Source organism: Duffyella sp. Ts4, assembly GCF_051851875.1.
Classification (GTDB): Bacteria; Pseudomonadota; Gammaproteobacteria; order Enterobacterales; family Enterobacteriaceae; genus Duffyella; species Duffyella gerundensis.
This window is the reverse complement of sequence record NZ_JBLYPN010000011.1, coordinates 26,126-52,609: the sequence shown is the minus strand read 5'-3', so window position 1 is coordinate 52,609 and position 26,484 is coordinate 26,126. Positions and strand designations below refer to the sequence as shown.

General features: G+C 54.9%; 27 protein-coding genes and 1 pseudogene. 19 read left to right on the top strand and 9 right to left on the bottom strand.

From position 1 onward, the window contains the following. Positions 1-23: 23 nt before the first annotated feature. The 5 genes from rfaQ (at position 24) to coaD (ending at position 4,856) form a co-directional block, all read left to right on the top strand. A complete protein-coding gene (gene rfaQ, locus ACJY2L_RS15215; RefSeq protein WP_439214398.1) occupies positions 24-1,100 on the top strand; it encodes a putative lipopolysaccharide heptosyltransferase III in 1,077 nt (358 codons plus the stop codon). Further along, the gene (locus ACJY2L_RS15210) at positions 1,093-2,229 is read left to right on the top strand and encodes a glycosyltransferase family 4 protein (protein ID WP_439214397.1); all 1,137 of its coding nucleotides are present in this window, start codon (positions 1,093-1,095) and stop codon (positions 2,227-2,229) included. Before rfaQ ends, ACJY2L_RS15210 begins: the two co-directional genes overlap by 8 nt. Positions 2,230-2,318: 89 nt before the next feature. Beyond that, complete coding sequence (waaA, locus tag ACJY2L_RS15205) at positions 2,319-3,593, top strand: lipid IV(A) 3-deoxy-D-manno-octulosonic acid transferase (protein ID WP_067426631.1); 1,275 nt, start codon at positions 2,319-2,321, stop codon at positions 3,591-3,593. Further along, complete coding sequence (locus tag ACJY2L_RS15200) at positions 3,594-4,364, top strand: glycosyltransferase family 2 protein (protein WP_225701191.1); 771 nt, start codon at positions 3,594-3,596, stop codon at positions 4,362-4,364. It begins immediately after the preceding gene. A gap of 3 nt (positions 4,365-4,367) precedes the next feature. Next, on the top strand, positions 4,368-4,856 hold the full coding sequence (gene coaD / locus ACJY2L_RS15195; protein ID WP_067426624.1) for a pantetheine-phosphate adenylyltransferase: 489 nt from the start codon (positions 4,368-4,370) through the stop codon (positions 4,854-4,856). On the opposite strand, the gene mutM is transcribed toward coaD, so the two are convergent. The 4 genes from mutM to radC all read right to left on the bottom strand — a co-directional run bounded on the left by mutM (position 4,853) and on the right by radC (position 7,067). Beyond that, positions 4,853-5,662: a bifunctional DNA-formamidopyrimidine glycosylase/DNA-(apurinic or apyrimidinic site) lyase gene (mutM, locus tag ACJY2L_RS15190; RefSeq protein ID WP_067426621.1), complete on the bottom strand. Its 810-nt coding sequence runs from the start codon at positions 5,660-5,662 to the stop codon at positions 4,853-4,855. The genes coaD and mutM overlap by 4 nt on opposite strands. Before the next feature lie 73 nt (positions 5,663-5,735). After that, the gene (gene rpmG / locus ACJY2L_RS15185) at positions 5,736-5,903 is read right to left on the bottom strand and encodes a 50S ribosomal protein L33 (protein ID WP_013094893.1); all 168 of its coding nucleotides are present in this window, start codon (positions 5,901-5,903) and stop codon (positions 5,736-5,738) included. A gap of 11 nt (positions 5,904-5,914) precedes the next feature. Continuing rightward, entirely contained in the window at positions 5,915-6,151 is a 237-nt protein-coding gene (gene rpmB, locus ACJY2L_RS15180) for a 50S ribosomal protein L28 (protein WP_067426617.1), read from the bottom strand. Positions 6,152-6,398: 247 nt separating this feature from the next. After that, complete coding sequence (gene radC / locus ACJY2L_RS15175) at positions 6,399-7,067, bottom strand: RadC family protein (protein ID WP_225701192.1); 669 nt, start codon at positions 7,065-7,067, stop codon at positions 6,399-6,401. A gap of 188 nt (positions 7,068-7,255) precedes the next feature. Between radC and coaBC the strand changes: the two genes are divergently transcribed. The 3 genes from coaBC to slmA all read left to right on the top strand — a co-directional run bounded on the left by coaBC (position 7,256) and on the right by slmA (position 9,626). Continuing rightward, on the top strand, positions 7,256-8,470 hold the full coding sequence (coaBC, locus tag ACJY2L_RS15170) for a bifunctional phosphopantothenoylcysteine decarboxylase/phosphopantothenate--cysteine ligase CoaBC (RefSeq protein WP_439214396.1): 1,215 nt from the start codon (positions 7,256-7,258) through the stop codon (positions 8,468-8,470). Beyond that, positions 8,448-8,906: a dUTP diphosphatase gene (gene dut, locus ACJY2L_RS15165; protein ID WP_067426609.1), complete on the top strand. Its 459-nt coding sequence runs from the start codon at positions 8,448-8,450 to the stop codon at positions 8,904-8,906. Before coaBC ends, dut begins: the two co-directional genes overlap by 23 nt. Before the next feature lie 123 nt (positions 8,907-9,029). Continuing rightward, on the top strand, positions 9,030-9,626 hold the full coding sequence (slmA, locus tag ACJY2L_RS15160; protein WP_439214395.1) for a nucleoid occlusion factor SlmA: 597 nt from the start codon (positions 9,030-9,032) through the stop codon (positions 9,624-9,626). A gap of 34 nt (positions 9,627-9,660) precedes the next feature. Here slmA and pyrE read toward each other — a convergent pair whose 3' ends face one another. Both pyrE and rph read right to left on the bottom strand, forming a co-directional pair. Further along, a complete protein-coding gene (gene pyrE, locus ACJY2L_RS15155; RefSeq protein WP_067426602.1) occupies positions 9,661-10,302 on the bottom strand; it encodes an orotate phosphoribosyltransferase in 642 nt (213 codons plus the stop codon). Positions 10,303-10,356: 54 nt separating this feature from the next. Further along, positions 10,357-11,073 carry a ribonuclease PH gene (gene rph, locus ACJY2L_RS15150; protein ID WP_067426597.1) on the bottom strand — a complete coding sequence of 239 codons (717 nt, stop codon included), beginning with the start codon at positions 11,071-11,073 and terminating at the stop codon, positions 10,357-10,359. Positions 11,074-11,229: 156 nt separating this feature from the next. On the opposite strand from rph, the gene ACJY2L_RS15145 reads away from it, so the two are divergent. Further along, positions 11,230-12,414: a NupC/NupG family nucleoside CNT transporter gene (locus tag ACJY2L_RS15145; RefSeq protein ID WP_187488624.1), complete on the top strand. Its 1,185-nt coding sequence runs from the start codon at positions 11,230-11,232 to the stop codon at positions 12,412-12,414. Positions 12,415-12,434: 20 nt separating this feature from the next. On the opposite strand, the gene ACJY2L_RS15140 is transcribed toward ACJY2L_RS15145, so the two are convergent. Then, positions 12,435-12,878, bottom strand: a complete 444-nt coding sequence (locus tag ACJY2L_RS15140) for a DUF3574 domain-containing protein (RefSeq protein WP_439214394.1) — start codon at positions 12,876-12,878, stop codon at positions 12,435-12,437. A gap of 123 nt (positions 12,879-13,001) precedes the next feature. Here ACJY2L_RS15140 and ACJY2L_RS15135 point away from each other — a divergent pair, with 123 nt between their 5' ends. Continuing rightward, a complete protein-coding gene (locus tag ACJY2L_RS15135) occupies positions 13,002-13,865 on the top strand; it encodes a YicC/YloC family endoribonuclease (RefSeq protein ID WP_439214393.1) in 864 nt (287 codons plus the stop codon). A gap of 67 nt (positions 13,866-13,932) precedes the next feature. Here ACJY2L_RS15135 and ACJY2L_RS15130 read toward each other — a convergent pair whose 3' ends face one another. Then, the gene (locus tag ACJY2L_RS15130; RefSeq protein ID WP_067426585.1) at positions 13,933-14,604 is read right to left on the bottom strand and encodes a YecA/YgfB family protein; all 672 of its coding nucleotides are present in this window, start codon (positions 14,602-14,604) and stop codon (positions 13,933-13,935) included. Positions 14,605-14,847: 243 nt separating this feature from the next. Between ACJY2L_RS15130 and ACJY2L_RS15125 the strand changes: the two genes are divergently transcribed. From ACJY2L_RS15125 to ACJY2L_RS15100, 6 genes are all read left to right on the top strand, one after another. After that, positions 14,848-15,987 carry an alanine racemase gene (locus ACJY2L_RS15125; RefSeq protein ID WP_439214432.1) on the top strand — a complete coding sequence of 380 codons (1,140 nt, stop codon included), beginning with the start codon at positions 14,848-14,850 and terminating at the stop codon, positions 15,985-15,987. Between the two features lie 87 nt (positions 15,988-16,074). After that, the gene (locus ACJY2L_RS15120; protein WP_187488622.1) at positions 16,075-16,470 is read left to right on the top strand and encodes a polyketide cyclase; all 396 of its coding nucleotides are present in this window, start codon (positions 16,075-16,077) and stop codon (positions 16,468-16,470) included. Between the two features lie 606 nt (positions 16,471-17,076). Continuing rightward, positions 17,077-17,718: an oligosaccharide flippase family protein gene (locus ACJY2L_RS15115; RefSeq protein ID WP_067426575.1), complete on the top strand. Its 642-nt coding sequence runs from the start codon at positions 17,077-17,079 to the stop codon at positions 17,716-17,718. A gap of 276 nt (positions 17,719-17,994) precedes the next feature. Next, entirely contained in the window at positions 17,995-19,308 is a 1,314-nt protein-coding gene (locus ACJY2L_RS15110) for an MFS transporter (protein WP_439214392.1), read from the top strand. Beyond that, positions 19,301-20,641: an enolase C-terminal domain-like protein gene (locus ACJY2L_RS15105; RefSeq protein WP_067426571.1), complete on the top strand. Its 1,341-nt coding sequence runs from the start codon at positions 19,301-19,303 to the stop codon at positions 20,639-20,641. The genes ACJY2L_RS15110 and ACJY2L_RS15105 overlap by 8 nt, the downstream gene beginning before the upstream one ends. A gap of 198 nt (positions 20,642-20,839) precedes the next feature. Further along, a complete protein-coding gene (locus tag ACJY2L_RS15100; protein WP_067426569.1) occupies positions 20,840-21,457 on the top strand; it encodes a trimeric intracellular cation channel family protein in 618 nt (205 codons plus the stop codon). Here ACJY2L_RS15100 and ligB read toward each other — a convergent pair. Continuing rightward, positions 21,398-23,138 (bottom strand): annotated as a pseudogene (gene ligB, locus ACJY2L_RS15095) (NAD-dependent DNA ligase LigB); the annotation flags it as partial. The gene ACJY2L_RS15100 and the pseudogene ligB sit on opposite strands and share 60 nt — an antisense overlap. 250 nt (positions 23,139-23,388) lie before the next feature. Here ligB and gmk point away from each other — a divergent pair. The 3 genes from gmk to spoT are packed head-to-tail and all read left to right on the top strand — an operon-like array spanning position 23,389 to position 26,482. Beyond that, positions 23,389-24,012: a guanylate kinase gene (gmk, locus tag ACJY2L_RS15090; protein WP_067426565.1), complete on the top strand. Its 624-nt coding sequence runs from the start codon at positions 23,389-23,391 to the stop codon at positions 24,010-24,012. Between the two features lie 54 nt (positions 24,013-24,066). Then, complete coding sequence (gene rpoZ / locus ACJY2L_RS15085; protein WP_067426563.1) at positions 24,067-24,342, top strand: DNA-directed RNA polymerase subunit omega; 276 nt, start codon at positions 24,067-24,069, stop codon at positions 24,340-24,342. A 22-nt stretch (positions 24,343-24,364) separates the two neighbouring features. Further along, the gene (gene spoT / locus ACJY2L_RS15080; RefSeq protein WP_067426561.1) at positions 24,365-26,482 is read left to right on the top strand and encodes a bifunctional GTP diphosphokinase/guanosine-3',5'-bis pyrophosphate 3'-pyrophosphohydrolase; all 2,118 of its coding nucleotides are present in this window, start codon (positions 24,365-24,367) and stop codon (positions 26,480-26,482) included. Positions 26,483-26,484: the final 2 nt, after the last annotated feature.

Sequence of the window (26,484 nt, the reverse complement as noted above, 5' to 3'; positions counted from 1 at the left end):
ACCTAACTTTGAGACTGGTGAGTATGGCAAGCTCAATTCCTGCAAACTTTACGCCTGACAATATTCTGCTGATAAAACTGCGCCATCATGGCGATATGTTGCTGACCACGCCGGTGATCAACGCGCTGCGACAACGCTATCCGCAGGCCAATATTGATGTGCTGCTTTATCAGGAAACGCGCCCCATGCTGCAGGCTAATCCCGATATTCGACAGCTGCATGTGATCGATCGCAAGTGGAAGCAGGAAGGCGGCAGAAAAAAACTGGCGCATGAATGGGCACTGCTCAAACGCGTTCGCGCCAGCCGATATGATGTGGTGATCAACCTTGCCGATCAGTGGCGCAGCGCCATTATCACACTGTTTTCAGGCGCGCCGGTGCGCATCGGTTTCGACTACAAAAAGCGCGATAACGCTTTTTGGCGCCTCTGTCATACCCACCGCGTTTCCACCGCCGAACACGGCAAGCTGCATACCGTGGAACAGAATCTGTCCGCGCTGGCACCGCTGGGTATTCTGGCCCGCGATACCGTCGCCTCAATGCATTATGAAGCGGATGACTGGCCGCAAACCGCCGCGTTGCTGGCCGGGCTGGATGTCAGTGACGCTTTTATCGTTATTCAGCCGACATCGCGCTGGATATTCAAATGTTGGGATGATGAAAAAGTCGCAGCTGTTATCGATCGCCTGGCGCGTGCCGATCGCAAAATCGTGCTCACCGCAGCGCCGGATAAAAACGAGCTGGCGATGATCGACAATATCCTTGCCCACTGTAAAACGCCGCATGTGGTCTCTGTGGCCGGGAAATTATCGCTGACCAAACTGGCGGCGCTGATCGACCATGCGGTGCTGTTTATCGGCGTCGATTCAGCACCAATGCACATGGCCGCCGCGCTGGATACGCCCTGCCTGGCGCTGTTTGGGCCAACAAAGCTGCAGCACTGGCGACCATGGGGATTTAATAACCGGGTCATCTGGGCCGGTGATTATGGCCCATTGCCCGCGCCTGATTCGATCGACACCAACACGCAACAGCGCTATCTGACCCCCATTCCGGTAGAGGATGTGGTGGTGGCTGCAAGGAAACTGCTCAATGAATAAATTACGTCTGGCGATTGTGCGGCAGAAATATCGGCCCGACGGCGGCGCTGAGCGCTTTATTTCGCGCGCGCTGGAAGCTCTTGGCAGCGAGCAGCTGGAGCTGAACATCATTACCCGTAGCTGGCAAGGCACGCCGCATCCCGACTGGCATCTGCATATCTGCAATCCGTCGAAGCTGGGCCGCGTTTCCCGCGAACGCGGCTTCGCGGTTGCGGCACGCGCCTGCTGGCAGCAGCAGAAATTTGATATTGTGCAGAGCCATGAGCGCATCGCCGGTTGCGACATCTTTCGTGCGGGCGACGGTGTACATCGCGTCTGGCTGGAACAGCGCGCCCGCATTGTAACGCCATGGCAGCGCCTGAGCGCGGCGATCAGTCCTTATCATCGCTACGTGCTGCAGGCGGAAAAAGAGATGTTTCATTCGCCCGAGCTGAAAGCGGTGATCTGCAATTCCGAGATGGTGAAACGGGACATTATTCGCTGTTTCCAGCTTGATGCCGCCAGGATCCATGTCATTTATAACGCCATCGACAGCCAGCGCTTTCAGCCTGCCAGCGAAGAAAGCCGCGCCGCGGTACGGCAGCAGCTGCATATTCCTGGCGAGGCAACCGCGCTGATTTACGTCGGTTCAGGCTTTGAGCGCAAAGGATTGAAGGCGGCCATTCAGGCGGTGGCGCGCAGCGATCGTTATCTGATTGTCGTGGGCCAGGATAAACAGCTAAAACGCTATCAGCAGCTTGCCAATCGTCTGAACTGCCTTGACCGACTGCGCTTTGTTGGCATGCAACAGGATGTGCAATCCTTCTACCACGCCGCGGATGGCCTGATTTTGCCCACGCTCTACGATCCATTTCCCAACGTGATACTGGAAGCGATGGCATGCGGACTGCCGGTGATCACCAGCACCGGCTGCGGCGGCGCGGAGTTTATCGAAAATGGCAAGCAGGGTTTTGTCTGCGATGCATTAGATATCAACGCGTTAAGCGAAGCAGTAAAGGCAATACCCCTAAAATCGCAAAATTCTGCCATGGGTGACGCCGCACGCGACAGAATTCTGCCTTATACGCCGCAGCGTCTGGCTTCAGAGCTCACTTCTTTGTACCAAAAGGTATTGCAAACCGGCCAGTGAAGTAGGGTGAGAGTGCGCAAGTTATCTGCTAACATGCCGCATTCTCACTTTTTGGTTATGTTTGACGCGATAGTGTCGTAAAGAAGGCTATGACGACAATTTATACCGCCCTGCTCTATCTCATTCAGCCCCTGATCTGGCTGCGCCTGTGGCTGCGCGGTCGCAAAGCGCCTGCCTATCGCCAGCGCTGGGCAGAACGTTACGGTTACTGTACGGGCAAGGTCAAACCCGGCGGTATTCTGCTGCACTCTGTTTCGGTAGGCGAAACGCTGGCGGCCGTTCCGCTGGTTCGCGCTTTGCGGCATCGCTATCCTACGCTACCGATCACCGTGACCACCATGACCCCGACCGGCTCAGAACGTGCGCAGTCTGCCTTTGGCAAAGATGTTCATCATGTCTATCTGCCTTATGATTTGCCGGGCGCCATTAACCGTTTTCTGAACGTGGTCGATCCCAAGCTGGTGATCATCATGGAAACCGAGCTGTGGCCAAACATCATCACCGCGCTGCATCAGCGCCATATTCCGCTGGTGATTGCCAATGCGCGCCTCTCGGCCCGCTCTGCCAAAGGCTATAAAAAGCTGGGCAAATTTATGGCGCAGCTGCTGCAACGCATTACGCTGATTGCCGCGCAGAACGAGGAAGATGGCGAACGGTTTGTTGACCTTGGCCTGAAACGCACCCAGCTGACCATCACCGGCAGCCTGAAATTTGATATTTCGGTGACGCCAGAACTGGCAGCACGTGCGCTGACCCTGCGTCGCCAGTGGGCTTCGCGTCGGCCAGTGTGGATCGCCACCAGCACGCACGAAGGCGAAGAGAGCCTGATCCTTGATGCGCATCGCCGCCTGCTGGCGCGCTTCCCAGACCTGCTGTTGATTCTGGTGCCGCGCCATCCTGAACGTTTCGACGTAGCGCGAGACATGACGCAAAAACGCGGCTTCAGTTACATTCTGCGCAGCAGCGGTGAAATTCCTTCCGGCAGCACGCAGGTCGTAATTGGTGACACCATGGGCGAACTGATGCTGCTGTATGGCATTGCCGATCTCGCCTTTGTCGGCGGCAGCCTGGTGGAGCGCGGCGGCCATAATCCACTGGAAGCAGCGGCACACGCCATTCCGGTGCTGATGGGCCCGCACACCTTTAACTTCAAAGATATCTGCGCCAAGCTGCAGGAATCAGATGCGCTGATCACCGTTACCGACGTTATCTCACTCGATAAAGAGATCGGTAATCTGCTCAGCGACGATGATTATCGCCGCTACTACGGCCGTCACGCTGTGGAAGTGCTGCATCAGAATCAGGGCGCGCTTCAGCGCGTGTTGCAGCTGCTGGAACCTTACTTACCGCCACGGAATCACTAAATGCACCCGCGCCAACCACTCTCTGTTGTGATGATCGCTAAAAACGAGTCGGCGTTGCTGGCGGATGCATTGATCTCAGTAAGCTGGGCCGATGAGATCGTGGTGCTGGATGCGGGCAGTAGCGATAACACGCCGGAGATTGCCCGTCAGCATGGCGCAAAAGTCTTTACTGCCGGTCCGTGGCAGGGCTATGGCAAACAGCGCCAGCAGGCGCAGCAGCACGCCAGCCATGAGATGATTTTGATGATCGATGCCGACGAGCGCGTGACGCCCGAACTGCGCGCGGCCATCGAACAGGTGCTGATGCAGCCGCAGCCGGACGTCATTTATAGCATTGCGCGGCGCAATCTGTTTCTCGGTCGTTTTATGCGTCACAGCGGCTGGTATCCCGATCGCGTGCTGCGCCTCTATCCGCGCGCATGGCGCTACAATGATAACCAGGTTCATGAGTCGCTTGAGACTGCCGGCGCACGCGTCGTGCCGTTGCAGGGCGATTTGCTGCATCTGACCTGTCGTGACTTCTCTACCTTCCAGCGTAAACAGCTGGCCTATGCCGAAGCCTGGGCGCAGCAGCGCCATCAGCAGGGTAAAAGCTGCAGCATCTATTCCGTTTTCAGCCATACCACCGGCGCTTTTTTGAAAACGCTGCTGCTCCGCGCCGGATTCCTTGATGGTAAACAGGGCTGGCTGTTAGCAATGGTCAACGCGCAATATACTTTTAATAAATACGCGGCGCTGTGGGCGCTGAATCAGGCCAACCAGAGAAAATAGCTTATGGGCACCAAAGCAATTTATCCCGGTACATTCGATCCGCTGACAAACGGTCATCTTGATATTGTCAGCCGGGCAGCCCTGATGTTCGATCAGGTTGTGCTCGCTATTGCGGCCAGCCCGAGCAAAAAACCGCTGTTCTCGCTGGATGAGCGGGTGGCGATGGCGCGCGAAGCGGTAGAGCCTTTGGGCAATGTCGAGGTGCTGGGCTTTAGCGAGTTGATGGCTGACTTCGCCAGAGCGCAGGGCGCAAACGTGCTGGTACGCGGCCTGCGTGCGGTATCAGACTTTGAATATGAGATGCAGCTGGCACGGATGAATCGTCATCTGCTGGCCAGCCTGGAAAGCGTGTTTCTGATGCCGTCGGAGAAATATTCCTTTGTCTCCTCTTCGCTGGTCAAAGAGGTGGCGCGGCATCACGGTGACGTGGAGGCTTTTCTGCCACCGTCGATTCATCAGGCGTTATTAAACCGCCTCAACGCGCCAGCTTAATGCTGGCAGAGCGGGCACCAGAAGGTCGATCGCTGCGCATGTTTGGCGCTGAGAATTGGCGTGCCGCAGACCCGACAGGGTTCACCTGCTCGACCATAAACCTGCAACTGCTGAGCAAAATAGCCCGGCTTGCCATCGGTTTGCAGGAAATCGCGCAGCGTCGTACCGCCCTGTTCAATTGAACGCAGCAAGACAGCCTTGATGGTGCGCACCAGCAGTTCCGCCTCTTCCGGCGTGATGGCATTGGCCGCACGATCGGGCAGGATCCCCGCGGCAAACAGCGATTCGCTGGCATAGATATTCCCGACGCCCACCACCAGCTTATTGTCCATCAGCCACGGCTTGATGGCGCTTTTTTTGCTACGTGACTTCTGCCACAGATAGTCGCTGGTAAAGTCATCGCTCAGCGGTTCCGGCCCCAGATGTGCCAGCACGTTGCTGGCAGCTAAATCGGTGCTCCAGAGCCAGGCACCAAAGCGGCGCGGATCGGTATAGCGCAGTACCTTGCCGTTGCTCATCACTAAATCGACATGGTCATGTTTGGCCGCTGGCATATCATGCGGCAAAATGCGCAGACTGCCGGACATGCCAAGATGAATGATAATCCACCCTTCCGGCAGCTCAAGCAGCAGGTATTTGGCACGCCGCTGAACGCTGAGCACCGGCCGATCGCTCAGGGCATGAATTTCGCTGGAAACCGGCCAGCGCAAACGCGGATTACGCACCACCGCATGCACGATGGTTTCACCGACCAGATGCGGCTCAATACCGCGCCGACTGGTTTCGACTTCAGGTAATTCAGGCATGCCCACTCCTTACTGTGCGTTTTATACAAACAAAAAACCCGGCCGGAGCCGGGTTTTTTATCAGAAGCAAAAATTACTTAATTTTGGCTTCTTTGTACATCACGTGCTGACGGACAACTGGATCGAATTTCTTCAGTTCCAATTTTTCCGGCTTAGTACGTTTGTTCTTCGTGGTGGTATAGAAGTGCCCTGTACCAGCAGAAGAAACAAGCTTGATTTTCTCACGAATACCTTTAGCCATGATTCAGTTCCTTAGTACTTCTCACCACGGGCGCGCAGATCGGCCAAAACCGTCTCAATGCCCTTTTTATCAATAACGCGCATACCTTTAGCAGATACACGCAGCGTAACAAAGCGCTTTTCACCCTCAACCCAAAAACGGTGTGAGTGCAGGTTAGGCAGGAAACGGCGTTTCGTCGCGTTCATTGCGTGGGAACGATTGTTACCGCTCACCGGACGCTTGCCAGTTACTTGGCAGACTCGTGACATGTCTATTCTCCAAAAATCAAATCAGCTCGAGCTTAAAAAACCAGGTGTTGGCCGCCTCGTCAGGCTCTGAGTCCATCCAGGCGAGTTCAATGTGAACCCGCTGAGTTGGCCCAAACGCCAAACCCGAGATTCTCAAAGGTGGCGTAGTATACGCTCTGCCGGGCAAGTGCTCAAGTCCCGAACAGATAAAGATCCCTCAGGATCGCCTAAAATTACCGCATTATCGCCACATTGCTGCGGAAAATAATCATAGCCAGCCGCGCTCTGCAAACGAGACAAACTCACCGCGGCCAATTACGATATGATCTAACAATCTGATATTTAATAATATACAGGCATCTTTTATCTTATCGGTGATAAAACGATCGGCCTGGCTGGGTTCTGCGAAGCCGGAAGGATGATTGTGTGCCAGGATCAGCGACGCCGCGTTTATTTTAAGCGCTTCGCGGATAATTTCCCGCGGATGCACTTCCACACTATTAATGCTGCCGCTGAACATCGTCTGCGCCAGCAACACGCGATGGCGGTTATCAAGAAACAGCGCCATAAAGATCTCACGCTCCTGATGCGCCAGCACGCTTTGCAGGTAGTGATAGGTTGCCTGCGGATTTTCCAGCGCGTTCTCACTGAGTAACTGCGTGCTAAAAAAGCGCTTTCCCAGTTCGGCAATGGCATGCAGCTGCGCCAGTTTGGCCTCGCCGACGCCTTTAATATGACTAAAGTCAGCTTGTCCGGCGGTCATGATGTTATAAAGTGACCCGAACTCATTCAGCATGCGTTGTGCCAGCATCAGCACCGGCACGCCCGACGCCCCAGTGCGCAAAAATATCGCCAACAGCTCGGCATCGCTTAATGCGCTTGCGCCCTGTTGCTGTAACTTTTCTCTTGGCGGCAGGCTGCCAGATACCTTTTCCATCGTCCACTCCTGTGTTCGGCACCGAGTATGCGCGTCCCCTTCACCGCCAGCCAGCCGCACTCATCCGCTTTACGAGACGTCTCGCAAATGCAGCCGCCTGTGCCACGTTGCGCGGCATGAGCTGTGATAAAATAACGCTATTGTGACGCATCAGGCGTAACTTCCCGTATTTCACAGGCAGGCAAATTATGTGCGGATTAGCCGGTAAAAAAGTGCTTCTTGGTATCAGCGGCGGGATTGCCGCCTATAAAACACCTGAACTGGTGCGACGGCTGCGCGATCGTGGCGCGGATGTGCGCGTGGTGATGACAGAAGGCGCAAAGGCATTTATTACGCCGCTGACTTTACAGGCGGTGTCGGGCTATCCGGTGTATGACGATCTGCTCGACCCGGCAGCCGAAGCCGCAATGGGCCATATCGAACTGGGGAAATGGGCCGATCTGGTGATACTGGCTCCGGCGACCGCTGACCTGATTGCGCGCGTTGCCGCCGGAATGGCCAACGATCTGGTCACCACCGTGTGCCTGGCCACGCCCGCGCCGATTGCCGTGGTGCCCGCGATGAATCAACAGATGTACCGCGCGCTACCGACGCAGGACAACCTGCAACGGCTGGCGGCGCGTAACGTCATGATTTGGGGCCCCGACAGCGGCAGCCAGGCCTGTGGCGACGTTGGCCCAGGCCGCATGCTCGATCCGCTGGAGATTGTCGACCACGCGGTGCAATGGGCGCAGCCCGTCAACGATCTGCAACATCTGCAGATTATGATTACCGCTGGACCGACCCGTGAAGCGCTCGATCCGGTGCGTTACATCAGCAATCACAGCTCCGGTAAAATGGGATTTGCTATCGCAGAGGCGGCGGCGGCGCGCGGGGCGCAGGTGACGCTGGTTGCCGGGCCGGTAACGCTGCCGACACCGCGCGGCGTTACGCGGCTGGATGTCACTACCGCACTGGAGATGGAGCAAACGGTGATGGCGCACATATCACAACAACATATTTTCATTGCCAGCGCAGCCGTGGCAGACTACCGCGCGGCAGAGATTGCCGAGCAAAAAATCAAAAAACAGGGCGATGTGCTTTCCCTGACCATGGTTAAAAACCCTGACATCGTGGCAGGCGTCGGCGCGCTTCAGTCGAACCGCCCGTATGTCGTCGGATTTGCCGCAGAAACCCGGAGTGTGGAAGAATACGCGCAACAAAAACGGGTGCGGAAAAATCTGGATCTCATCTGCGCCAATGATGTCTCCAAAACCGGGCATGGTTTCAACAGTGATACCAACGCTCTTCACCTTTTTTGGCAGGAGGGAGAAAAAGTCTTACCGCTTAGCGATAAGAAACTCCTTGGCCAACAGTTATTAGACGAGATAGTCCGCCTTTATGATGAAAAAAATCGACGTTAAAATTATCGATCCACGCGTAGGTAATGAATTTCCTCTGCCAGCGTATGCCACCTCGGGCTCTGCTGGCCTCGACCTGCGCGCCTGCCTTGATGAGAGCGTTGAGCTGGCACCAGGCGCCACCACGCTGGTGCCAACCGGTCTGGCAATCCACATTGCTGACCCATCGCTGGCGGCGGTAATCCTGCCGCGCTCCGGGCTGGGCCATAAACATGGCGTAGTGCTGGGCAACTTGGTAGGACTGATCGATTCCGATTATCAGGGGCAGCTCATGGTTTCGGTGTGGAACCGTAGCCAGACCAGCTTTACCATCCAGCCAGGCGAACGCATCGCGCAGCTGGTTTTCGTGCCGGTTGTCCAGGCTGAGTTCAATCTGGTTAACGATTTTGACGCCAGCGCGCGCGGTGAAGGTGGTTTTGGCCACTCCGGCCGCCAGTAATATCCCGCAGTACGTACCATATCCAGGACATTTAATTAACGCCGTTGTGCCGTAAGCCTCGTGCTTGCGGCCGCTGCGTGGGTATTCGCCCGCATAAGGTAAATTTCAGGGGTCTTTTACATCATGGCAGAGAAGAAAAGCGCGAAACGGAATCGTCGCGAAGAGATTTTGCAGGCACTGGCGCAGATGCTGGAATCCAGCGATGGCAGTCAGCGCATTACCACCGCCAAACTGGCGGCCAATGTGGGCGTATCGGAAGCCGCACTCTATCGTCACTTTCCCAGCAAAACGCGTATGTTCGACAGCCTGATCGAATTTATCGAAGACAGCCTGATTACCCGCATTAATCTCATCCTGAAAGATGAAAAAGAGACGTTGACGCGGCTGCGCCTGATTGTGCAGCTGATTCTGGGCTTCGGCGAGAAGAACCCCGGCTTAACGCGCATTCTTACCGGCCATGCGCTGATGTTCGAGCAGGATCGGTTACAGGATCGTATTAACCAGCTGTTTGAGCGTATTGAAGTACAGTTACGTCAGGTAATGCGCGAACGCAAAATGCGGGAAGGCGAAGGTTTTCAGGCCGATGAAACGCTGTTGGCCAGCCAGTTGCTGGCATTTTGCGAGGGAATGTTGTCGCGCTTTGTCCGTTCGGAGTTTCGCTATCGCCCAACGGCGGAGTTTGAGGCGCGCTGGCCGCTGTTAGCCATGCAGTTAGTCTAAGGCGATGCGGGCGCAATGCCCGCTCACCCGTTAATCAGATGCCGTACTCTTGCTGATAGCGACGCACCGCCGCCAGATGGTCGGCCATCTCCGGCTTTTCCTGCAGATAATCAATCAGGTCGGTCAGGGTAATCAGCGCGGTAACTTTGCATTTATAGTCGCGCTCAACTTCCTGAATCGCTGAAATATCGCCGCGGCCACGCTCCTGGCGATCCAGCGAAATCAACACGCCCGCCAGCGTAGCGCCGTTGGCCGCAATGATCTCCATCGATTCACGAATAGCAGTGCCGGCGGTGATCACATCGTCCACCAGCATGATTTTTCCCTGCAGCGGGCTGCCAACCAGCAAACCGCCTTCGCCATGATCCTTGGCCTCTTTGCGATTAAAACAATAAGGCACATCGCGGTCATGATGATCGGCAAGCGCTACGGCGGTGGTGGTGGCAATGGGAATGCCTTTATAAGCCGGGCCAAACAGCAGATCGAAATCGATAGCCGCATCCACCAGCGCCTGCGCATAAAAACGGCCCAGCAGCGCTAAATCGCGGCCGCTGTTGAACAGGCCAGCGTTGAAGAAATAGGGACTGATGCGGCCCGATTTCAGGGTGAATTCACCAAATTTCAGCACCTGCTTGTTCAGGGCAAATTCTATAAACTGGCGCTGCCAGGCTTTCATATTTCTCTCCTCAACGATGCGAAAAAAAGGCGACTCATTGGTCGCCTGTCATTATCAGTTTTCCAGCGCCGCCTTCTGCGCCGCAATTAACTCGTCAATGCCGCCGCGGGCCAGCGCCAGTAACGCCAGCAGCTCTTCATGGCTGAACGGCTCGCCTTCTGCGGTGCCCTGCACTTCGATCATCCGGCCATCTTCCGTCATCACGACGTTCATGTCGGTTTCGGCGGCAGAATCTTCAACGTACTCCAGATCGCACAGCGCTTCGCCGTTAACGATGCCCACGGAGATTGCCGCGACCATGCCTTTCATTGGGTTGGCTTTCAGTTTACCTTTTGCCACCAGATGATTCAGCGCATCGGCCAGCGCCACGCAGGCACCGGTGATTGATGCGGTACGCGTGCCGCCATCGGCCTGCAGCACATCACAATCCAGCGTGATGGTAAATTCGCCCAGCGCCTTCAGATCCAGCGCAGCGCGCAGGGAACGGGCGATCAGACGCTGAATTTCCAGCGTACGGCCACCCTGCTTGCCTTTTGCGGCTTCGCGGGCGTTACGGCTGTGGGTCGCACGTGGCAGCATGCCATATTCAGCGGTTACCCAACCTTGTCCCTGGCCTTTCAGAAAACGCGGCACGCCTTCTTCAATCGTGGCGGTGCAAAGCACTTTGGTATCACCGAATTCAACCAACACAGAACCTTCTGCATGTTTCGTGTAATGACGGGTCAGTGTGACGGGACGCACCTGTTGTGCGCTACGGCCTGCTGGACGCATGGTTTTTCTCCGGCTTGCTATGATTGGCTGCGCATTATACGGGCTTCGACCGCCGATGCATACCGCCGCTCATCATCAAGGTTGCCGCAGAGAAGGGATGAAACGGCCAGCCGATTGTGGCTAAATGCGCTTTTCCTCCTCCTGAAAAGATACCTTATGTTAACCCTGCTGCATTTTCTGCTGGCGCTGGCGGTGATTTTTGCCCTTGCGCTGCTGGTCAGTAACGACCGCAAAACTATCCGACCGCGTTACATCATTCAACTGCTGGTGATTGAAGCGGCGCTGGGCTATTTCTTCCTGCATGCCGCCAGCGGCTTGACGCTGATTAACTATGTTTCGGCGTTCTTCGAGGCTTTACTCGGTTTCGCCGCGAAGGGAACGGAATTTGTGTTTGGCGGCATGAGCGAGCAGGGACTCGCCTTTATCTTTTTGGGCGTGCTCTGCCCAATCGTCTTTATCTCGGCGCTGATCGGCATTTTGCAGCACTGGCGCATTTTGCCGCTGCTGATTCGTCTGGTCGGCACCGGCTTATCGAAAATCAACGGCATGGGCAAACTGGAATCGTTTAACGCGGTCAGCTCATTGATCCTCGGCCAGTCGGAAAACTTCATCGCCTATAAAGGCATACTGGCTGATATTCCGCCGCGTCGGCTCTACTCGATGGCCGCCGCGGCAATGTCGACCGTTTCGCTTTCGATCGTCGGTGCCTATATGTCGATGATTGAGCCAAAATATGTGGTTGCCGCGCTGCTGCTGAATATGTGCAGCACCTTTATTATTCTGTCAATCATTAACCCAACGCCGCGTGGCGATGAGGCTGAGATCAACCTGGAAAGGCTGCACGAAGATCAGAGCTTTTTTGAGATGCTGGGGGAATACATTCTCGCGGGCTTCAAAGTGGCGATGATCATTCTGGCGATGCTGATCGGCTTTATTGCGCTGATTGCTGCCGTCAACGCTCTGTTCAGCGCGCTGTTTGGCATCAGCTTTCAGCAAATTCTTGGCTACCTTTTTTATCCTTTCGCCTGGCTAATTGGCATTCCGGCGCCGGATGCGCTGCGGGCGGCCAGCATTATGGCCACCAAGCTGGTGGCCAACGAGTTTGTGGCGATGATCGAGTTGAAAAAGATTGCCGCTGAAATGACGCCGCGCGGACTCGGCATTCTGTCAGTATTCCTGGTCTCTTTTGCCAACTTTGCCTCGATCGGCATTGTCGCCGGTGCCATCAAGGGCCTGAACGAGCAGCAGGGCAACGTCGTGTCACGCTTTGGCCTGAAACTGGTGTACGGCTCAACGCTGGTTAGCCTGCTGTCCGCCGCTTTCGCCGGCCTGTTTCTGTAATCTGACGGCCCGCGGCACGGTTAAAAACCGACGCAGGCGGGCTGATCCACCCGCATCACCGATTCCTGCTGGAAGCGCTGCTTATAAATCGTGCGTAGCGCTTCAATTTTTTCGTGATTCTCTTCACCCATGCCATGAATCAGCAACAGCGCCCTGCTTTTCTCGCGCGCCAGCGTGCCATCTTTACCCATCCATTGCCCGTTGCCCTCAATTACCGAGAGGCCATCAGGGAAGCGTGGCGTCACCTCTTTATCGACAAAGTTTTGCCACTCTGCGGCTGAGATCGGGGCGCCGTGTGGCCGGTTCAAACCAAACCATAAGGTGGTTTGTATCATCATCTCACCCGCGGCGCAGATCGGCTGCGGTCGGGTGCCCTGTGGCAGAGGTTGAGGCGGCGGTGGCGGCATAGCGCAACCACTTAGCAACAGCGTTAATATCGCGGCGGCGCAAAACTTTCTCTTCATGGTCTTCCCTACGTTGATGATGAATGTGCGTCGGGGGATTTGTCAGCATAGGGGCTTAGTCCTATCATGCTCCGGCTTGCACCGCTATAATTCCTGCATCTTTTCTTGAAACAGGTATGCAAAATGATCCGCAGTATGACGGCCTACGCACGACGTGAAACCAAAGGCGAATGGGGCAGCGCGGCATGGGAGCTCCGCTCCGTGAACCAACGTTACCTTGAGACCTATATCCGCCTGCCGGAGCAGTTCCGCAGCCTGGAGCCGGTTATCCGCGAGCGGATCCGTAACCGTCTGACGCGTGGCAAAATCGAATGCAACCTGCGTTTCGACAGCGACGCCAGCGCGCAAAGCGAGCTGATGCTGAATGAAAAGCTGGCCAAACAGCTGGTAAAAGCGGCGAACTGGGTAAAAATGCAGAGCGATGAAGGTGAAATCAATCCGCTGGATATTCTGCGCTGGCCGGGCGTGATGTCTGCTCAGGAACAGGATCTGGATGCGATCGCCGCTGAACTGCTGAGCACGCTGGATCTGGCGATTGATGACTTTATTGCCGCACGCGAAAGTGAAGGCGCAGCACTGAAAACCATGATTGAGCAGCGCCTGGAAGGCGTTAATGTGGAAGTGGCCAAAGTCCGTAGCCAGATGCCAGAAGTGGTGAAATGGCAGCGCGAACGCCTGATCAGCAAACTGGAAGAGGCGGAAGTACAGCTGGAAAACACCCGCCTTGAACAGGAACTGGTGATGATGGCGCAGCGTATCGACGTAGCGGAAGAGCTGGATCGCCTCGACGCGCACGTTAAAGAGACCTACAACATCCTGAAAAAGAAAGAAGCCGTTGGCCGTCGCCTCGACTTTATGATGCAGGAGTTCAACCGTGAATCGAACACGCTGGCTTCTAAGTCTATCAATGCCGAGATCACCACCTCAGCCATCGAGCTGAAAGTGCTGATTGAACAGATGCGTGAGCAGATTCAGAACATCGAATAACCCCGCTCAGCCCGTAAAAAAGCCCGCGTTATGCGGGCTTTTTGCATCATGCACGGCAGCAGAACGATCAGTGCAGGCAACAGTTTTTGTATTTCTTGCCGCTGCCACAGGGGCAGGGATCATTGCGGCCAACCTGCTGTTCGGCTACGTAAGGCATCTGCACCGGTGCGCTGGGGGCAATCGGCTGCGAAAGCCAGTGGCCGTGCAGCTCCAGTGCGGCCGGGCCAATCGCCGCGATGCTCTGCTCAAACGCTTCCGGCGTGAGTTTTTCAACCCGCGGAAAATTCTCTTCGGTGCCGTGCAGCTTTATCGCTTCCAGTGCAGGCTGCAAATTTGCCGGCAGTGATGACCAGTCATCCAGCGCCACGCCGCGCATATAACCAAAGCACCACTCTTCCACCACGGTGAAATCCTGATCTTCAACGGTGTTGACGCCAAACAGCGGCTCGAACTGATCGGGATAATCGTGCAGACGATCGGCGATATCATTCATGTGACGGAAAGTCAGATCCATAAAGCGCTGCAGCTCGCGCTCATTGGTCCAGCGCGGCACGTTTTTCTCGCCGCCCCACAGCGCCACCATCCAGACTTCCGGCTCAATCATCGTCGGGCCAGAAAGCACCGCAGTGAGCAGGCCATCCAGCTCGGCCACGTCCATCACGGAATCTTCATTGCCATATTTAATTAAGGTGTCCTCAAGCCACTCCAGCTCTTTTTCATTCAGTGGGCCTTCTTTCATGCTGTTTCCTCTTGAGATGATTCGGCATTGCCAACGCAGTCAGCGAATGCACGCCCGAACGGGATTAATGGCGCGATGGTGCGCTTCTCAGCGCGGAAATACCAGGGCTTATCACTATGGTAACGTAAGCCCGGCGATCAGATAAAATCTTTCACTGTGGGAGCCACCGCCGCCCACCGGCTGATTGATCTCTGCTACGCAGCGGACCATGATGAGAGTCTCTCTCTTATGCGGAGCCCAATGATGGAACTGCCCGATCTCACCGATTTTTCCCGTCCTTTATATGACGACCGTCCGACGCCATGGCTGGAAATTGATAAACAGCGCCTCGATCGTAATTTGATGACGATGCAGCATAAAGCCGAGCGAGCAGGTGCCCGACTGCGGCCACACGTCAAAACGCATAAAAGCATCGCCATTGCTCAACGCCAGCTGGCGTTAGGCGCGGTGGGTATTACCGTGGCGAAACCGGAAGAAGCGATGGTGTTTATTCAGGGCGGCGTGCGCGATGTGATGCTGGCCTATCCGGTGGTGACGCCGGGTACGCTTGCGCCGTTGCTGGCGCTGGCAGCCGAACATCAGGCGCGTCTGACGCTGATTGCCGCGTCGCTGATGGGCGTTGAGGCGATCGCGACGGCAGCCCAGGCGAAGCCCGATTGTCAGCTGGCGGTAGCCATTAAGGTGGATGTCGGGCTTGGTCGCGTCGGCGTGCAGGCTGAATCCGATGACGGACTTTATCTTGCCGCCAGCATTGCCCAGCATCAGCTGCGCTTTGCCGGGCTGGTGGCGCACGCTGGCCATGCTTATGGCGCAGAGAATCTTTCCGCTATTACCGCCATCGCCGCGCATGAAATGCAGCAGCTGCGCCTGTTGCAGCAACGGCTTGCAACAGCGGGCTTTAACTATTGTCCGCTGTCAGTGGGCGCCACACCCACCGCACTGGGCGCACCGATCGCTGCTGCCACCGACGAACTGCGGCCGGGCAACTATGCGCTGCTTGATCTCACCGCGCTTCGGCTTGGGTTGTGCGACGCCGATGCGCTGGCGATGACCGTGGTGGCGCGGGTAGTTGCAACCAATGCGCGCTACGCCATTCTGGATGCCGGCTCAAAAGCATTGAGTTCCGATCGCGGGCCGCACGGCACTAACGCCGTGGGTTTTGGCCTTGCGGTAAACGCCAAGCAGGGTTTCTGGATCGAGAAGCTATCAGAAGAGCACGCTTTTGTGCCGCACCAGGGCGTCATTCCCACGCTGGGCAGCCTGATGCGCATTTTCCCCAACCACGCCTGTGCGGTGATGGCGCAGTTTGATCGCGCCGTTTTACGGGATGAAGACGGCCAGGCAGAAATCATTCCGATTGATGCGCGTGGCAAATTTTGTTGAGCCATACCAGTGATTTAACACAAAGCGATTCCCATCCCGCGGAGGCAATGGTTAAATCATTTCATTCCCCCGCGAGCTGGAGACACTATGCTGCCGTCGAAAACGTTAAGCCTGACCATTCCCCGTAACTGGGTCGATTTGTATGAAACGATTTGGAAGCCGGACTTTTTTCCGCAGTGGGCATCCGGACTAAGCCAGACGCCGCTGGAAGCAGAAGGCAATCACTGGGTCGCGAAAGGGCCAAAAGGCACGGTAAAAGTACGGTTTAGCGACTACAACCCTTTCGGCATTATGGATCACTGGGTGGATACCGGCCTGGGCCGCGAGATCTATATGCCCATGCGCGTTATCGCCAATCAGGAAGGTGCCGACGTGGTGATCACCGTTTATCGCCAGCCCTTTACCGGCGATGCACGTTTTGCAGAAGATATCGCCTGCGTCGAGCGTGATTTGCAGGCGTTACATACCCTGATGACGACCTGAAAGCGTCATCAGTAAAAAAATCGCATTAACTGTTGGTATAGCCACCATTTTTTTAGCTGAGCGACGTTAACGATTCAGGCTGTAAAAACCAGCCTGAAGTAAGACTTACTTAACTATTAAATCCTGAAAAATTCCTGGAAATCCGCACCAAAATAAACACATACGCTTGATATAAAAAGAGATTTTCAATTGAGCATTCGGTAGACTGCTATCTTACTCTACGATCACTTAACAATTGGATTTACACATAAGTGGAATTACTTGCAATATACAAAACCATTTTTTAATCAAACTAATTTATAAGAGTTTTCTTATGGTGCTTAATTAGCTAAAGCAGCGTATAAATTACTCCACACACAGCAACACCTATAATTAAAACGTTACATATAAAAATGAAATTTTAGCCGCCCCGGCAAAGATGCTTTCCGCCAGAGAAAACAGCCGGGTTTCGCTTATTATAACTTTTGAACGCTGAGTGCCATTGAAATCCGTTATTTAAAATAAACGGAACGTAAGCACAGCGATTTAATTTTTCTACACCAGCACCTTTATTATTAGTTCTTCAGGCATATACCGGATTACAGCAAACCTTTTCAAGAGCGTACTATGACAACCAAACAAAGAGCCATAAGTGATATCCGCTGGTCTTTACTTTCCGCGGTCAAAATCGTTGCGATTGGTGCGCTACAGCTCTCGCTGCTGGCCCAGGTCCTGGGCGAAGGCGAGTTCGATATGCTGGCAACCTCAATCATAATGCTGTTAATCCTCGACACGCTGTGCGATAGGGGTTTTTCGAATAAGATCATTCGTCGCCACATTTTAAATAACAATCAGCTGTCGACGCTGTACTGGTTTAATATTATTAGTGGACTGGCTTTCTTTGCAGTGCTGTTTATTGGCAGCGATGTCATCAGTCGTTTTTCCGGCCAGCCTGAACTGGGTTTAATGATTGAAATGCTGTCACTGGTTTTTATTATTATTCCGCAGGGTCAACATTATCGCGCTATATTACAAAAAGAGCGTCATTTTACTCGTATTGCCCTGACTGAAACCGCAGCGGTAATTACCGGCATGACCGCCACTCTGATTACCGTCTGGTTGTCGCCGTCGATTCTGTGTGCCGTCTGGGGTTATCTGGCAATGGTCTCTGTGCGTACGCTGATGTTCTGCTGTTATGGACGTGAGTATTTTCAGGCTGAGTTCGTGTTCAATATGAAGAGCCTCTCCTCGCTGCGCCGTACCCGCTAATTTCTCTGGCGCGCTTCCGGCGCGCCTGACTTTTCCTGCCTTCTTCGTGTTACCCAGTCGTGAGCCACTTCACTCTTTTATACAAAAGTTTACGCTTGTCTTAAGCCTGTGCTGGGCAAATCCCCAAATGTTAATCTGCCTGAAAAACCACCGATTATTGCTGCTTACTGGCCGTTAAATTTACAAACCGGCAACACGCTTTGTGCAAACGCCTCAGGTAATCGTGCCCCACCCTGGTAATGCTGATCGTCTCATTTAAAGAAAACTGAGGCCATCATGACAGGGCATGAAAACAAAGAGGTTCGCAGCGCGAACCGGAAATTTTTTGCTCGCATCATTCCGTTGTTGATGCTGATGTTAATTATCAATCAGATCGATCGCTCTAATGTCGGCTTCATCAAGCATGCGCTGGAGTTGGACGTAGGCATCAGCTCTGCCGCTTTTGGCTTTGGTGCCGGGCTGTTTTTTGTCGGCTATGCGCTGTTTGAAGTGCCGAGCAATATCATGCTCGATCGTCTTGGGGCCCGCACCTGGTTGACGCGCATTATGATTACCTGGGGCGTGGTGGTTTTTGCCACCGGCTTTATTACCTCGCCAACCCAGTTCTATTTGCTGCGCTTTTTACTCGGCATCGCCGAAGCGGGCTTCTTTCCCGGCTTGCTGTTCTACTTTCGCAAATGGGTGCCCAACGTCTATCGCGGGCGCGCCACTGCCTTGATCCTCAGTAGCTCCGCCGCTGCTTATTTACTGTCTGGCCCCATTACCGGCGGTTTGCTGGAGATGCATGATTTTATGGGCATTGCTGGCTGGAAATGGGTGTTATTTGTTGAAGGTGCCATCTCAGTGCTGGTGGGTATTTTTGCGATAGGCTGGCTGGTATCCATGCCAGACCGCGCAGCCTGGCTAACTGCCGGAGAAAAGCAGGCGCTGCATCAGGCACTGGCTGAGGAATCGGCTACGCGTGATGGTCACTCACGGCAGACATCAAAATGGAAACTGCTGTTTGAAGGCCGGATGCCTTATCTCTGTTTCCTGTTTTTTATTATGTGCATGACCGGTTACACGCTGGTGTTCTGGCAGCCGCAAATCATCAGCCGCATTCAGGGACTGTCGCCCTTTGAAATCGGCCTGCTTACCGCAATTCCCTGGCTGTGCGCCATTATCGCTATCAACATTCTGGGTCGGCTGGCTGACCGTTTTCATCACCGCCGCGAAATGATGCTAGCCGTTGCGCTGCTGGTTTCGGCAGCCGGAACCTTCCTCTGCGCAATCGGCAATCCGCTGATGGGACTGTTCGCGCTGTGTATCGTCTGCGTCGGCACCAAATCGAGTGCGGTCCTGTTCTGGCCGATTCCACAGGCCAGCCTGCCTTCCAGCATCGTTGCGCCGGGCATTGCCCTGATTAACTCGCTGGGCAACCTTGGCGGTTTTTTTGCGCCCACGGTGTTTGGCTATATGGAGATGAAAACCGGCAGCACCACCGGTGGACTGATTGCGCTCAGTGCCTGCTCGATTTTCGCTGCGATCACGCTGCTGCTGCGTAAACCGCATACCGATCATTCTGATATGGAGAAGTCACCCAATGTCTGATACGCCCGTTATTACGGATATGCAGATCATTCCGGTCGCCGGTTATGACAGCATGCTGCTGAATATTGCCGGCGCGCACAGCAGCTATTTCGCCCGCGTGCTGGTTTTGCTGACCGACAGTGCCGGACACACCGGCGTCGGCGAAGCGCCAGCTTCTCTGATCTTGCAAAGAATCCTGCGCGACGCCGCGCCTTTCATTATTGGCAAGAAAATCTCTCAACTGAACGCCATGCTCACTACGCTGCATGAGCAGGATTTAGCGGCAAAACATCCGCTGCAAAGTGAGCGGGTGGATGAACATCCGTGGAGCCTGGAGAAACACAACAATGCGCTGGCGGTCATTGAAACGGCCTTGCTCGATCTGATGGGCCAGTTTCTTGATGAGCCGGTTGCTCAACTGCTTGGCGCCGGTAAAGTGCGCGATGAAATCCCGGTGTTGGGCTACCTGTTTTATATCGCCGATCGCCATAAAAGCGATCTGCCCTATCGCGAAGGCAGCAGCCGGGAACACGAATGGTATCAGCTACGACATCAGACCGCGCTGACGCCAGCGGACGTGGTAAGGCTGGCAGAAGCGGCGCACGATCGCTATGGCTTCAAGGATTTCAAACTCAAAGGCGGCGTTCATGCTGGCGAGGTAGAAATCGAGACCGCACAGGCATTGAAGAAACGCTTTCCACAGGCGCGCATCACGGTGGATCCGAACGCCTCATGGCAATTGGATGATGCCATTCGCCTGTGTAAAGGGCTGGACGATGTGCTGGCCTACGTTGAGGATCCCTGCGGTGCCGAACAGGGCTATTCTGGCCGGGAAACGCTGGCAGAGTTCAAGCGCGCGACCGGCCTGCGGGTGGCCACCAACATGATTGCCAACGACTGGCGCCAGTTGAATCATGCGCTTCAGCTCAACGCTATCGATATTCCGTTGGCCGACCCGCATTTCTGGACGCTGCGTAGCGCCGCCACTATCGCGCAGCTGTGCAACGAGTGGCATCTGACCATGGGCTGTCATTCGAATAACCATTTTGATATTTCCCTCGCGATGCTGGCCCATCTTGGTGCCGCCTCACCGGGAGAGATTACCCCGTTCGATACGCACTGGATCTGGCAGGATGGTCAGGCGTTGACCAAAGAGCCACTGCACATCCGCGACGGCAAAATCACGTTGCCGGACAAGCCGGGATTAGGCGTTGAGCTGGATATGTCAGCGGTGGAAGCGGCTAATCGTTTATACAACAGCCTGAGCGTTAAAGACCGCAACGACGCGCTGGTGATGCAACAGTTAATACCCGGCTGGGCCTTCAGCGGCAAACAGCCGACGCTGATGCGCTAACATTGTACCTGAGATTACTTTTTTCATTCAGCCCGACGTACTTGCTAACGTGATTGTTAGCCTGAAGCCACGGTGATAAAAGGCATCGCTGGAAAAATCGCATAAACTCAGCTAATGCGAATAAGCCAACGTTAAAAAATTTCAGTCGCCTGAAACTGGCGTAACGCTTAGGCTTGCGCCAACTTTCAGGAGCTGTCTATGTTACTCACTGTGCTTTACCTCATCGGGATTACCGCCGAAGCCATGACCGGCGCGCTGGCGGCCGGACGTCGCAAAATGGATATGTTTGGCGTCATTATTATTGCCTCGGTGACCGCTATTGGTGGCGGCTCGGTGCGCGATATCCTGCTTGGACATTACCCACTCGGCTGGGTTAAGCATCCTGAGTACATCGTGATTGTTGCCGCCGCGGCCGTGGTAACCACGCTGGTCGCCCCGTTAATGAACCACCTGCGTAAAGTGTTTCTGGTACTTGATGCGCTAGGCCTGGTAGTTTTTTCAATTATCGGCGCACAGGTGGCGCTGGACAGCGGCCATGCCTCACTGATTGCCGCCATTGCCGCGGTCATTACCGGCGTATTCGGCGGCGTTCTGCGCGATATGTTTTGCAATCGCATTCCGCTGGTCTTCCAGAAAGAGCTGTACGCTGGCATCGCCTTCGCCTCTGGCTGGATCTACATCCTGCTGCTGAAAACTGACCTTTCGCACGAGCTGGTGATTATTCTCACCTTGCTGTTTGGCTTTATTGCCCGCCTGCTGGCGCTGCGCTTCAAGCTCGGCCTGCCGATCTTCAATTATCCTCATCCGGAACATTAAGCTCTGCAAAACCGGGAATGCGCTGGCGCTGGAGAAAGACAGCCAGCTCATTGACGGTGCGGTCAGCGAGAAAGTCCGTTATTTGCCGTGCGGTTTTTGGCCCAATACCCGGCAATTGCTGCCATGCTTCAGGACCACGCGCCTGAATGCTCTGCCAGTTCTCGCTGGCCATTGCATCAAGGGCCGCGGCCGGCAATGGCACACCCAGCGCTTTAAGCCAGCGCTTGAACGGCTGCTGGCGGCTGAACTGAAAACGATGCCAGAGCTGTTCTGCCCGTGCGTTGCTGATGCCAGGCAGGCGCGCCATCTCTTCAATGCTTAAACCGAGCCAGGCAAAAAGCTGCGTGAAATCGTCATGTGCCATCAAACGCTGCCAGCTGCTGCGCTGAATGCCCGCCAGATCGAGAACCGATTTCTGGCTCAGGTTGCTAAGCCGTGCCAAAAACTGTTCACGGCATTCCGTTGCAGGTAACAGGCAGCTTAACGGGTGATAGCGGCCAGCATCCGGTTCCACCGGATAATCACGCTGCGCTACCCGCCAAATCACCTCATCCAGTCGCGGAATCCCCTGCCCGGCCAGGCTAATCGCAATCTGGTCGCCTGCAATGACATCCCATTCACGCCAGCGCTTTATTGACCCTACATTGACCCGGCGCACCGTTTTGTCATCCAGTTGCACCGGCAACAACTCAAGCACCACCGCGATTTTGCCGGTGCGGCCCACGGAAAAGCTCACACGCGTGACTTCGCTGCTCACGCTGGGCGGCTGATATTTCCATGCTGCCACCTCCGATCCCTGACCCGGTAACCACTGCTTACCCTGTGCACGGCGCGTCTGCTGCAGCACAATGCCATCGGTCGCAAAAGGCAGCGCCTGACGAAACCAGTGCTCGCGCCAGGCTTCTGCTTCATGTTCATCGCTAACCGGCTTCGTCCACGCGGCAGTGAGCGGAAACCCCCAGTCACGCAGCGTGTTCAGACGCTGCTGCATCTCAACCGGTCCATCCGGCCATGCCCAGATAAAAACGTCGAGCTGATCGAGCAGGTCACTGTTTTCTGTACGCATTAATGCCCCCGCGACCTGCGACCGTGCATTCATGCCGCCATCTTTTGCCTGCTGATGATCGGGCCGCCGTAAAAACAGCTCTCCCTGTAGCACCACGGCAGGTAATGAAACGGGAAGAGTTTTAGGAATGGCGGGAATATTCTCGACTTTTTGCAGCCAGCTTTCGCCGCGCAGGCCGTCACCCCGACTGATCGCTGCAGCCAGCTTACCCTCGCGGTAAACCAGCGTAATGGCAACGCCGTCCACTTTTGGCTGTACCCATATGTCGCTGCGCGACTGCATCCACCAGGCCACTGCAGACTTATCCGCCAGCTTTTTGACGCCGGTATGCGCTACCGGGTGGGTGAGGTTGCCGCCTTCTGCCCACTGCGACTGATGAGGCAACACATCCGGCTGGAAGCAGCCTTGCCACTGCTGTAAACGCCGTTGCAGGCTGTCATAAAGCGTATCATCCACCAGGCTTTGTCCCTGTTGATAATATGCCCGATCCCACAGGCTAAGCTGCTGGTGCAAGGTGGCTATCTCCGTTGCGGCACGCGCTGGCGTCCAGACCGGACAGAGAGCCTGTAGCGGGCCCGCGACAAGCAACAGCAGTAATGCAAACAGTCCCTTCATAAGTGCTCCTTTTGTACGCTGCCAGCAGTAAACGGTGATTCAGCTATCGATGCCAGCGCACTTTGCGCTATCCGGAAAACGTGCCGCAAGAAACATTCCGGCGTTACTCAAAAGGACAAACAAGCTGCGAGTCATTACGGAAAAGCAAAGAAAAAAGGCGGGCATAAATCACAAACGCTGCATGGCAGGGGGAAGCTGTGTATACTGTGCAGGAAACACACTCCGCATTTTACTCACTTCAAGATGAATCATGGCTCAAGGCACGCTTTTTATTGTTTCCGCCCCTAGCGGCGCGGGAAAATCCAGTTTGATTCAGGCGCTGTTAAAAACGCAGCCGCTGTATGACACGCAGGTTTCGATCTCTCATACCACCCGCAACGTGCGGCCTGGCGAGAATCATGGCGAACACTACTTTTTTGTCTCGAAGAACGAATTTGAGGCAATGATTGCGGAAGATGCCTTTCTTGAGCATGCCGAAGTGTTTGGCAACTATTACGGCACCTCCCGCAAGGCGATTGAACAGATTCTGTCTACCGGCGTAGACGTTTTCCTCGATATCGACTGGCAGGGCGCCAAGCAGATTCGCGAGAAGATGCCGCAATCGCGCAGCATTTTCGTGTTACCGCCGTCGAAAGATGAGCTGGATCGCCGTTTGCGTGGCCGTGGTCAGGACAGCGAAGAGGTGATTGCCCGGCGCATGGCGCAGGCCGTCGCCGAAATGAGCCATTATGCGGAGTACGATTATCTGATTGTTAATGATGATTTTGATCTGGCATTGTCCGATCTCAAAACCATCATTCGCGCTGAGCGCTTGCGCATGGGCCGTCAAAAAGCCCGGCATGATGCTTTAATCAGCAAACTAATGGCAGACTGAATTGAGTTTCAGTATTATGCCCAGTCATTTCTTCACCTGTGGAGTAGCACACTTATGGCACGCGTAACCGTTCAGGACGCAGTAGAGAAAATTGGTAACCGTTTTGACCTGGTTCTCGTCGCGGCTCGTCGCGCACGTCAGATGCAGATCGGCGGTAAAGATCCACTGGTTCCGGAAGAAAATGATAAGACCACCGTTATCGCCCTGCGCGAAATCGAAGAAGGTCTGATCACCAACAAGATTCTGGATGTCCGTGATCGTCAGGAGCAGCAAGAGCAGGAAGCCGCAGAACTGCAGGCTGTTACCGCTATCGCTGAAGGTCGTCGTTAATTAGCTGCCGGAAGGCCTCGCCTTGTATCTGTTTGAAAGCCTCAATCAGCTGATTGAAAAATACTTGCCTGAGGATCAGATTAAACGCCTCAAGCAAGCTTACCTTGTCGCACGTGATGCTCACGAGGGACAGACACGCTCCAGCGGTGAGCCTTATATCACCCATCCGGTTGCGGTCGCCTGTATTCTCGCGGAAATGAAGCTCGACCATGAAACCCTCATGGCTGCGCTACTGCATGACGTTATCGAAGATACCGCCGCCACCTACCAGGATATGGAACAGTTATTTGGCAAAAGCGTTGCCGAACTGGTGGAGGGCGTATCCAAGCTGGATAAGCTGAAATTCCGCGACAAGAAAGAAGCGCAGGCCGAGAACTTCCGTAAAATGATCATGGCGATGGTGCAGGATATCCGCGTCATTTTGATCAAGCTGGCCGACCGCACGCACAACATGCGCACGCTGGGGTCATTACGCCCCGATAAGCGTCGCCGCATTGCACTGGAAACGCTGGAAATCTATAGCCCGCTGGCGCACCGCCTTGGTATCCATCATCTGAAAACCGAACTGGAAGAGCTGGGTTTTGAAGCGCTCTATCCTAATCGTTATCGGGTGATCAAAGAGGTGGTGAAAGCGGCACGCGGCAACCGCAAAGAGATGATTCAAAAAATTCTCTCTGAGATCGATGGTCGTTTGCAGGAAGCGGGCATTCCCTGTCGCGTCAGCGGTCGGGAAAAGCACCTTTATTCGATCTACTGCAAAATGCAGCTGAAAGAGCAGCGTTTCCACTCCATTATGGATATTTACGCGTTTCGCGTGATTGTCCGCGATGTTGATACCTGTTACCGCGTACTGGGCCAGATGCACAGCTTGTATAAGCCGCGCCCGGGCAGGGTCAAAGATTACATCGCCATTCCTAAAGCCAACGGCTATCAATCACTGCATACCTCAATGATCGGGCCGCATGGCGTGCCCGTTGAGGTGCAGATCCGTACCGAAGATATGGATCAGATGGCCGAGATGGGTGTCGCTGCGCACTGGGCTTATAAAGAACAGGGCGAAAGCAGCACTACCGCGCAAATCCGTGCGCAGCGCTGGCTACAAAGCCTGCTGGAACTGCAGCAAAGCGCCGGCAGCTCGTTTGAATTTATTGAAAGCGTTAAATCCGATCTCTTTCCCGATGAGATTTACGTTTTCACGCCGGAAGGCCGCATTGTCGAATTGCCCGCTGGCGCCACGCCGGTGGATTTCGCCTATGCCGTGCATACCGATATCGGTCATGCCTGCGTGGGAGCGCGCGTTGATCGCCAGCCTTACCCGCTGTCACAGCCGTTGACCAGCGGCCAGACCATCGAAATCATTACCGCGCCGGGCGCACGCCCCAACGCCGCCTGGCTTAATTTTGTCGTCAGTTCCAAAGCGCGCGCCAAAATTCGTCAGCTGCTGAAAAATCTCAAGCGTGACGATTCGGTCAGCCTTGGTCGTCGCCTGCTGAATCATGCGCTGGGTGGCAGCCGTAAACTGGCTGAGATCCCGCCGGAAAATATCCAGCATGAACTGGCGCGCATGAAGCTGGCATCAATGGACGATTTGTTGGCCGAAATCGGCCTTGGCAACGCCATGAGCGTGGTGGTAGCGAAAAACCTGATGCAGGGTAATCAACTGGTGGCCGATACGTCGGGTCAGGAAGATTCGCAGGGCAAATTGCCGATCAAAGGCGCAGATGGCGTGCTGATCACCTTTGCGAAATGCTGCCGCCCTATTCCGGGCGATCCAATTGTCGCGCACGTTAGTCCGGGCAAAGGCCTGGTGGTGCACCATGAATCCTGCCGTAATATCCGTGGCTATCAGAAAGAGCCTGAGAAATTTATGGCGGTGGAATGGGATAAGGTCACCGAGCAGGAATTTGTCGCTGAGATCAAAGTCGACATGTTTAATCATCAGGGCGCGCTGGCCAATCTGACCGCGGCCATTAATACCGCCGGATCCAATATTCAGAGTCTGAATACGGAAGAGCGAGACGGCCGCGTTTACAGCGCGTTTATTCGTCTGACCGCGCGCGATCGCATCCAGCTGGCAAACATCATGCGCAAAATCCGTGTGATGCCGGATGTGATCAAAGTGCACCGCAACCGTAACTAACC

Coding starts and splice junctions, on each gene's coding strand:
- radC (WP_225701192.1), bottom strand. CDS start 7,067: ATGGAAAAGGTATCTGGCAGCCTGCCGCCAAGAGAAAAGTTACAGCAA.
- rph (WP_067426597.1), bottom strand. CDS start 11,073: ATGCGTCCAGCAGGCCGTAGCGCACAACAGGTGCGTCCCGTCACACTG.
- slmA (WP_439214395.1), top strand. CDS start 9,030: ATGGCAGAGAAGAAAAGCGCGAAACGGAATCGTCGCGAAGAGATTTTG.
- ACJY2L_RS15200 (WP_225701191.1), top strand. CDS start 3,594: ATGCACCCGCGCCAACCACTCTCTGTTGTGATGATCGCTAAAAACGAG.
- rpoZ (WP_067426563.1), top strand. CDS start 24,067: ATGGCACGCGTAACCGTTCAGGACGCAGTAGAGAAAATTGGTAACCGT.
- ACJY2L_RS15140 (WP_439214394.1), bottom strand. CDS start 12,878: ATGAAGAGAAAGTTTTGCGCCGCCGCGATATTAACGCTGTTGCTAAGT.
- ACJY2L_RS15100 (WP_067426569.1), top strand. CDS start 20,840: ATGTTACTCACTGTGCTTTACCTCATCGGGATTACCGCCGAAGCCATG.
- pyrE (WP_067426602.1), bottom strand. CDS start 10,302: ATGAAAGCCTGGCAGCGCCAGTTTATAGAATTTGCCCTGAACAAGCAG.
- rfaQ (WP_439214398.1), top strand. CDS start 24: ATGGCAAGCTCAATTCCTGCAAACTTTACGCCTGACAATATTCTGCTG.
- ACJY2L_RS15115 (WP_067426575.1), top strand. CDS start 17,077: ATGACAACCAAACAAAGAGCCATAAGTGATATCCGCTGGTCTTTACTT.
- ACJY2L_RS15105 (WP_067426571.1), top strand. CDS start 19,301: ATGTCTGATACGCCCGTTATTACGGATATGCAGATCATTCCGGTCGCC.
- rpmB (WP_067426617.1), bottom strand. CDS start 6,151: ATGTCACGAGTCTGCCAAGTAACTGGCAAGCGTCCGGTGAGCGGTAAC.
- mutM (WP_067426621.1), bottom strand. CDS start 5,662: ATGCCTGAATTACCTGAAGTCGAAACCAGTCGGCGCGGTATTGAGCCG.
- ACJY2L_RS15135 (WP_439214393.1), top strand. CDS start 13,002: ATGATCCGCAGTATGACGGCCTACGCACGACGTGAAACCAAAGGCGAA.
- ACJY2L_RS15110 (WP_439214392.1), top strand. CDS start 17,995: ATGACAGGGCATGAAAACAAAGAGGTTCGCAGCGCGAACCGGAAATTT.
- dut (WP_067426609.1), top strand. CDS start 8,448: ATGATGAAAAAAATCGACGTTAAAATTATCGATCCACGCGTAGGTAAT.
- ACJY2L_RS15210 (WP_439214397.1), top strand. CDS start 1,093: ATGAATAAATTACGTCTGGCGATTGTGCGGCAGAAATATCGGCCCGAC.
- ACJY2L_RS15145 (WP_187488624.1), top strand. CDS start 11,230: ATGTTAACCCTGCTGCATTTTCTGCTGGCGCTGGCGGTGATTTTTGCC.
- gmk (WP_067426565.1), top strand. CDS start 23,389: ATGGCTCAAGGCACGCTTTTTATTGTTTCCGCCCCTAGCGGCGCGGGA.
- coaBC (WP_439214396.1), top strand. CDS start 7,256: ATGTGCGGATTAGCCGGTAAAAAAGTGCTTCTTGGTATCAGCGGCGGG.
- ACJY2L_RS15120 (WP_187488622.1), top strand. CDS start 16,075: ATGCTGCCGTCGAAAACGTTAAGCCTGACCATTCCCCGTAACTGGGTC.
- ACJY2L_RS15130 (WP_067426585.1), bottom strand. CDS start 14,604: ATGAAAGAAGGCCCACTGAATGAAAAAGAGCTGGAGTGGCTTGAGGAC.
- rpmG (WP_013094893.1), bottom strand. CDS start 5,903: ATGGCTAAAGGTATTCGTGAGAAAATCAAGCTTGTTTCTTCTGCTGGT.
- coaD (WP_067426624.1), top strand. CDS start 4,368: ATGGGCACCAAAGCAATTTATCCCGGTACATTCGATCCGCTGACAAAC.
- ACJY2L_RS15125 (WP_439214432.1), top strand. CDS start 14,848: ATGGAACTGCCCGATCTCACCGATTTTTCCCGTCCTTTATATGACGAC.
- waaA (WP_067426631.1), top strand. CDS start 2,319: ATGACGACAATTTATACCGCCCTGCTCTATCTCATTCAGCCCCTGATC.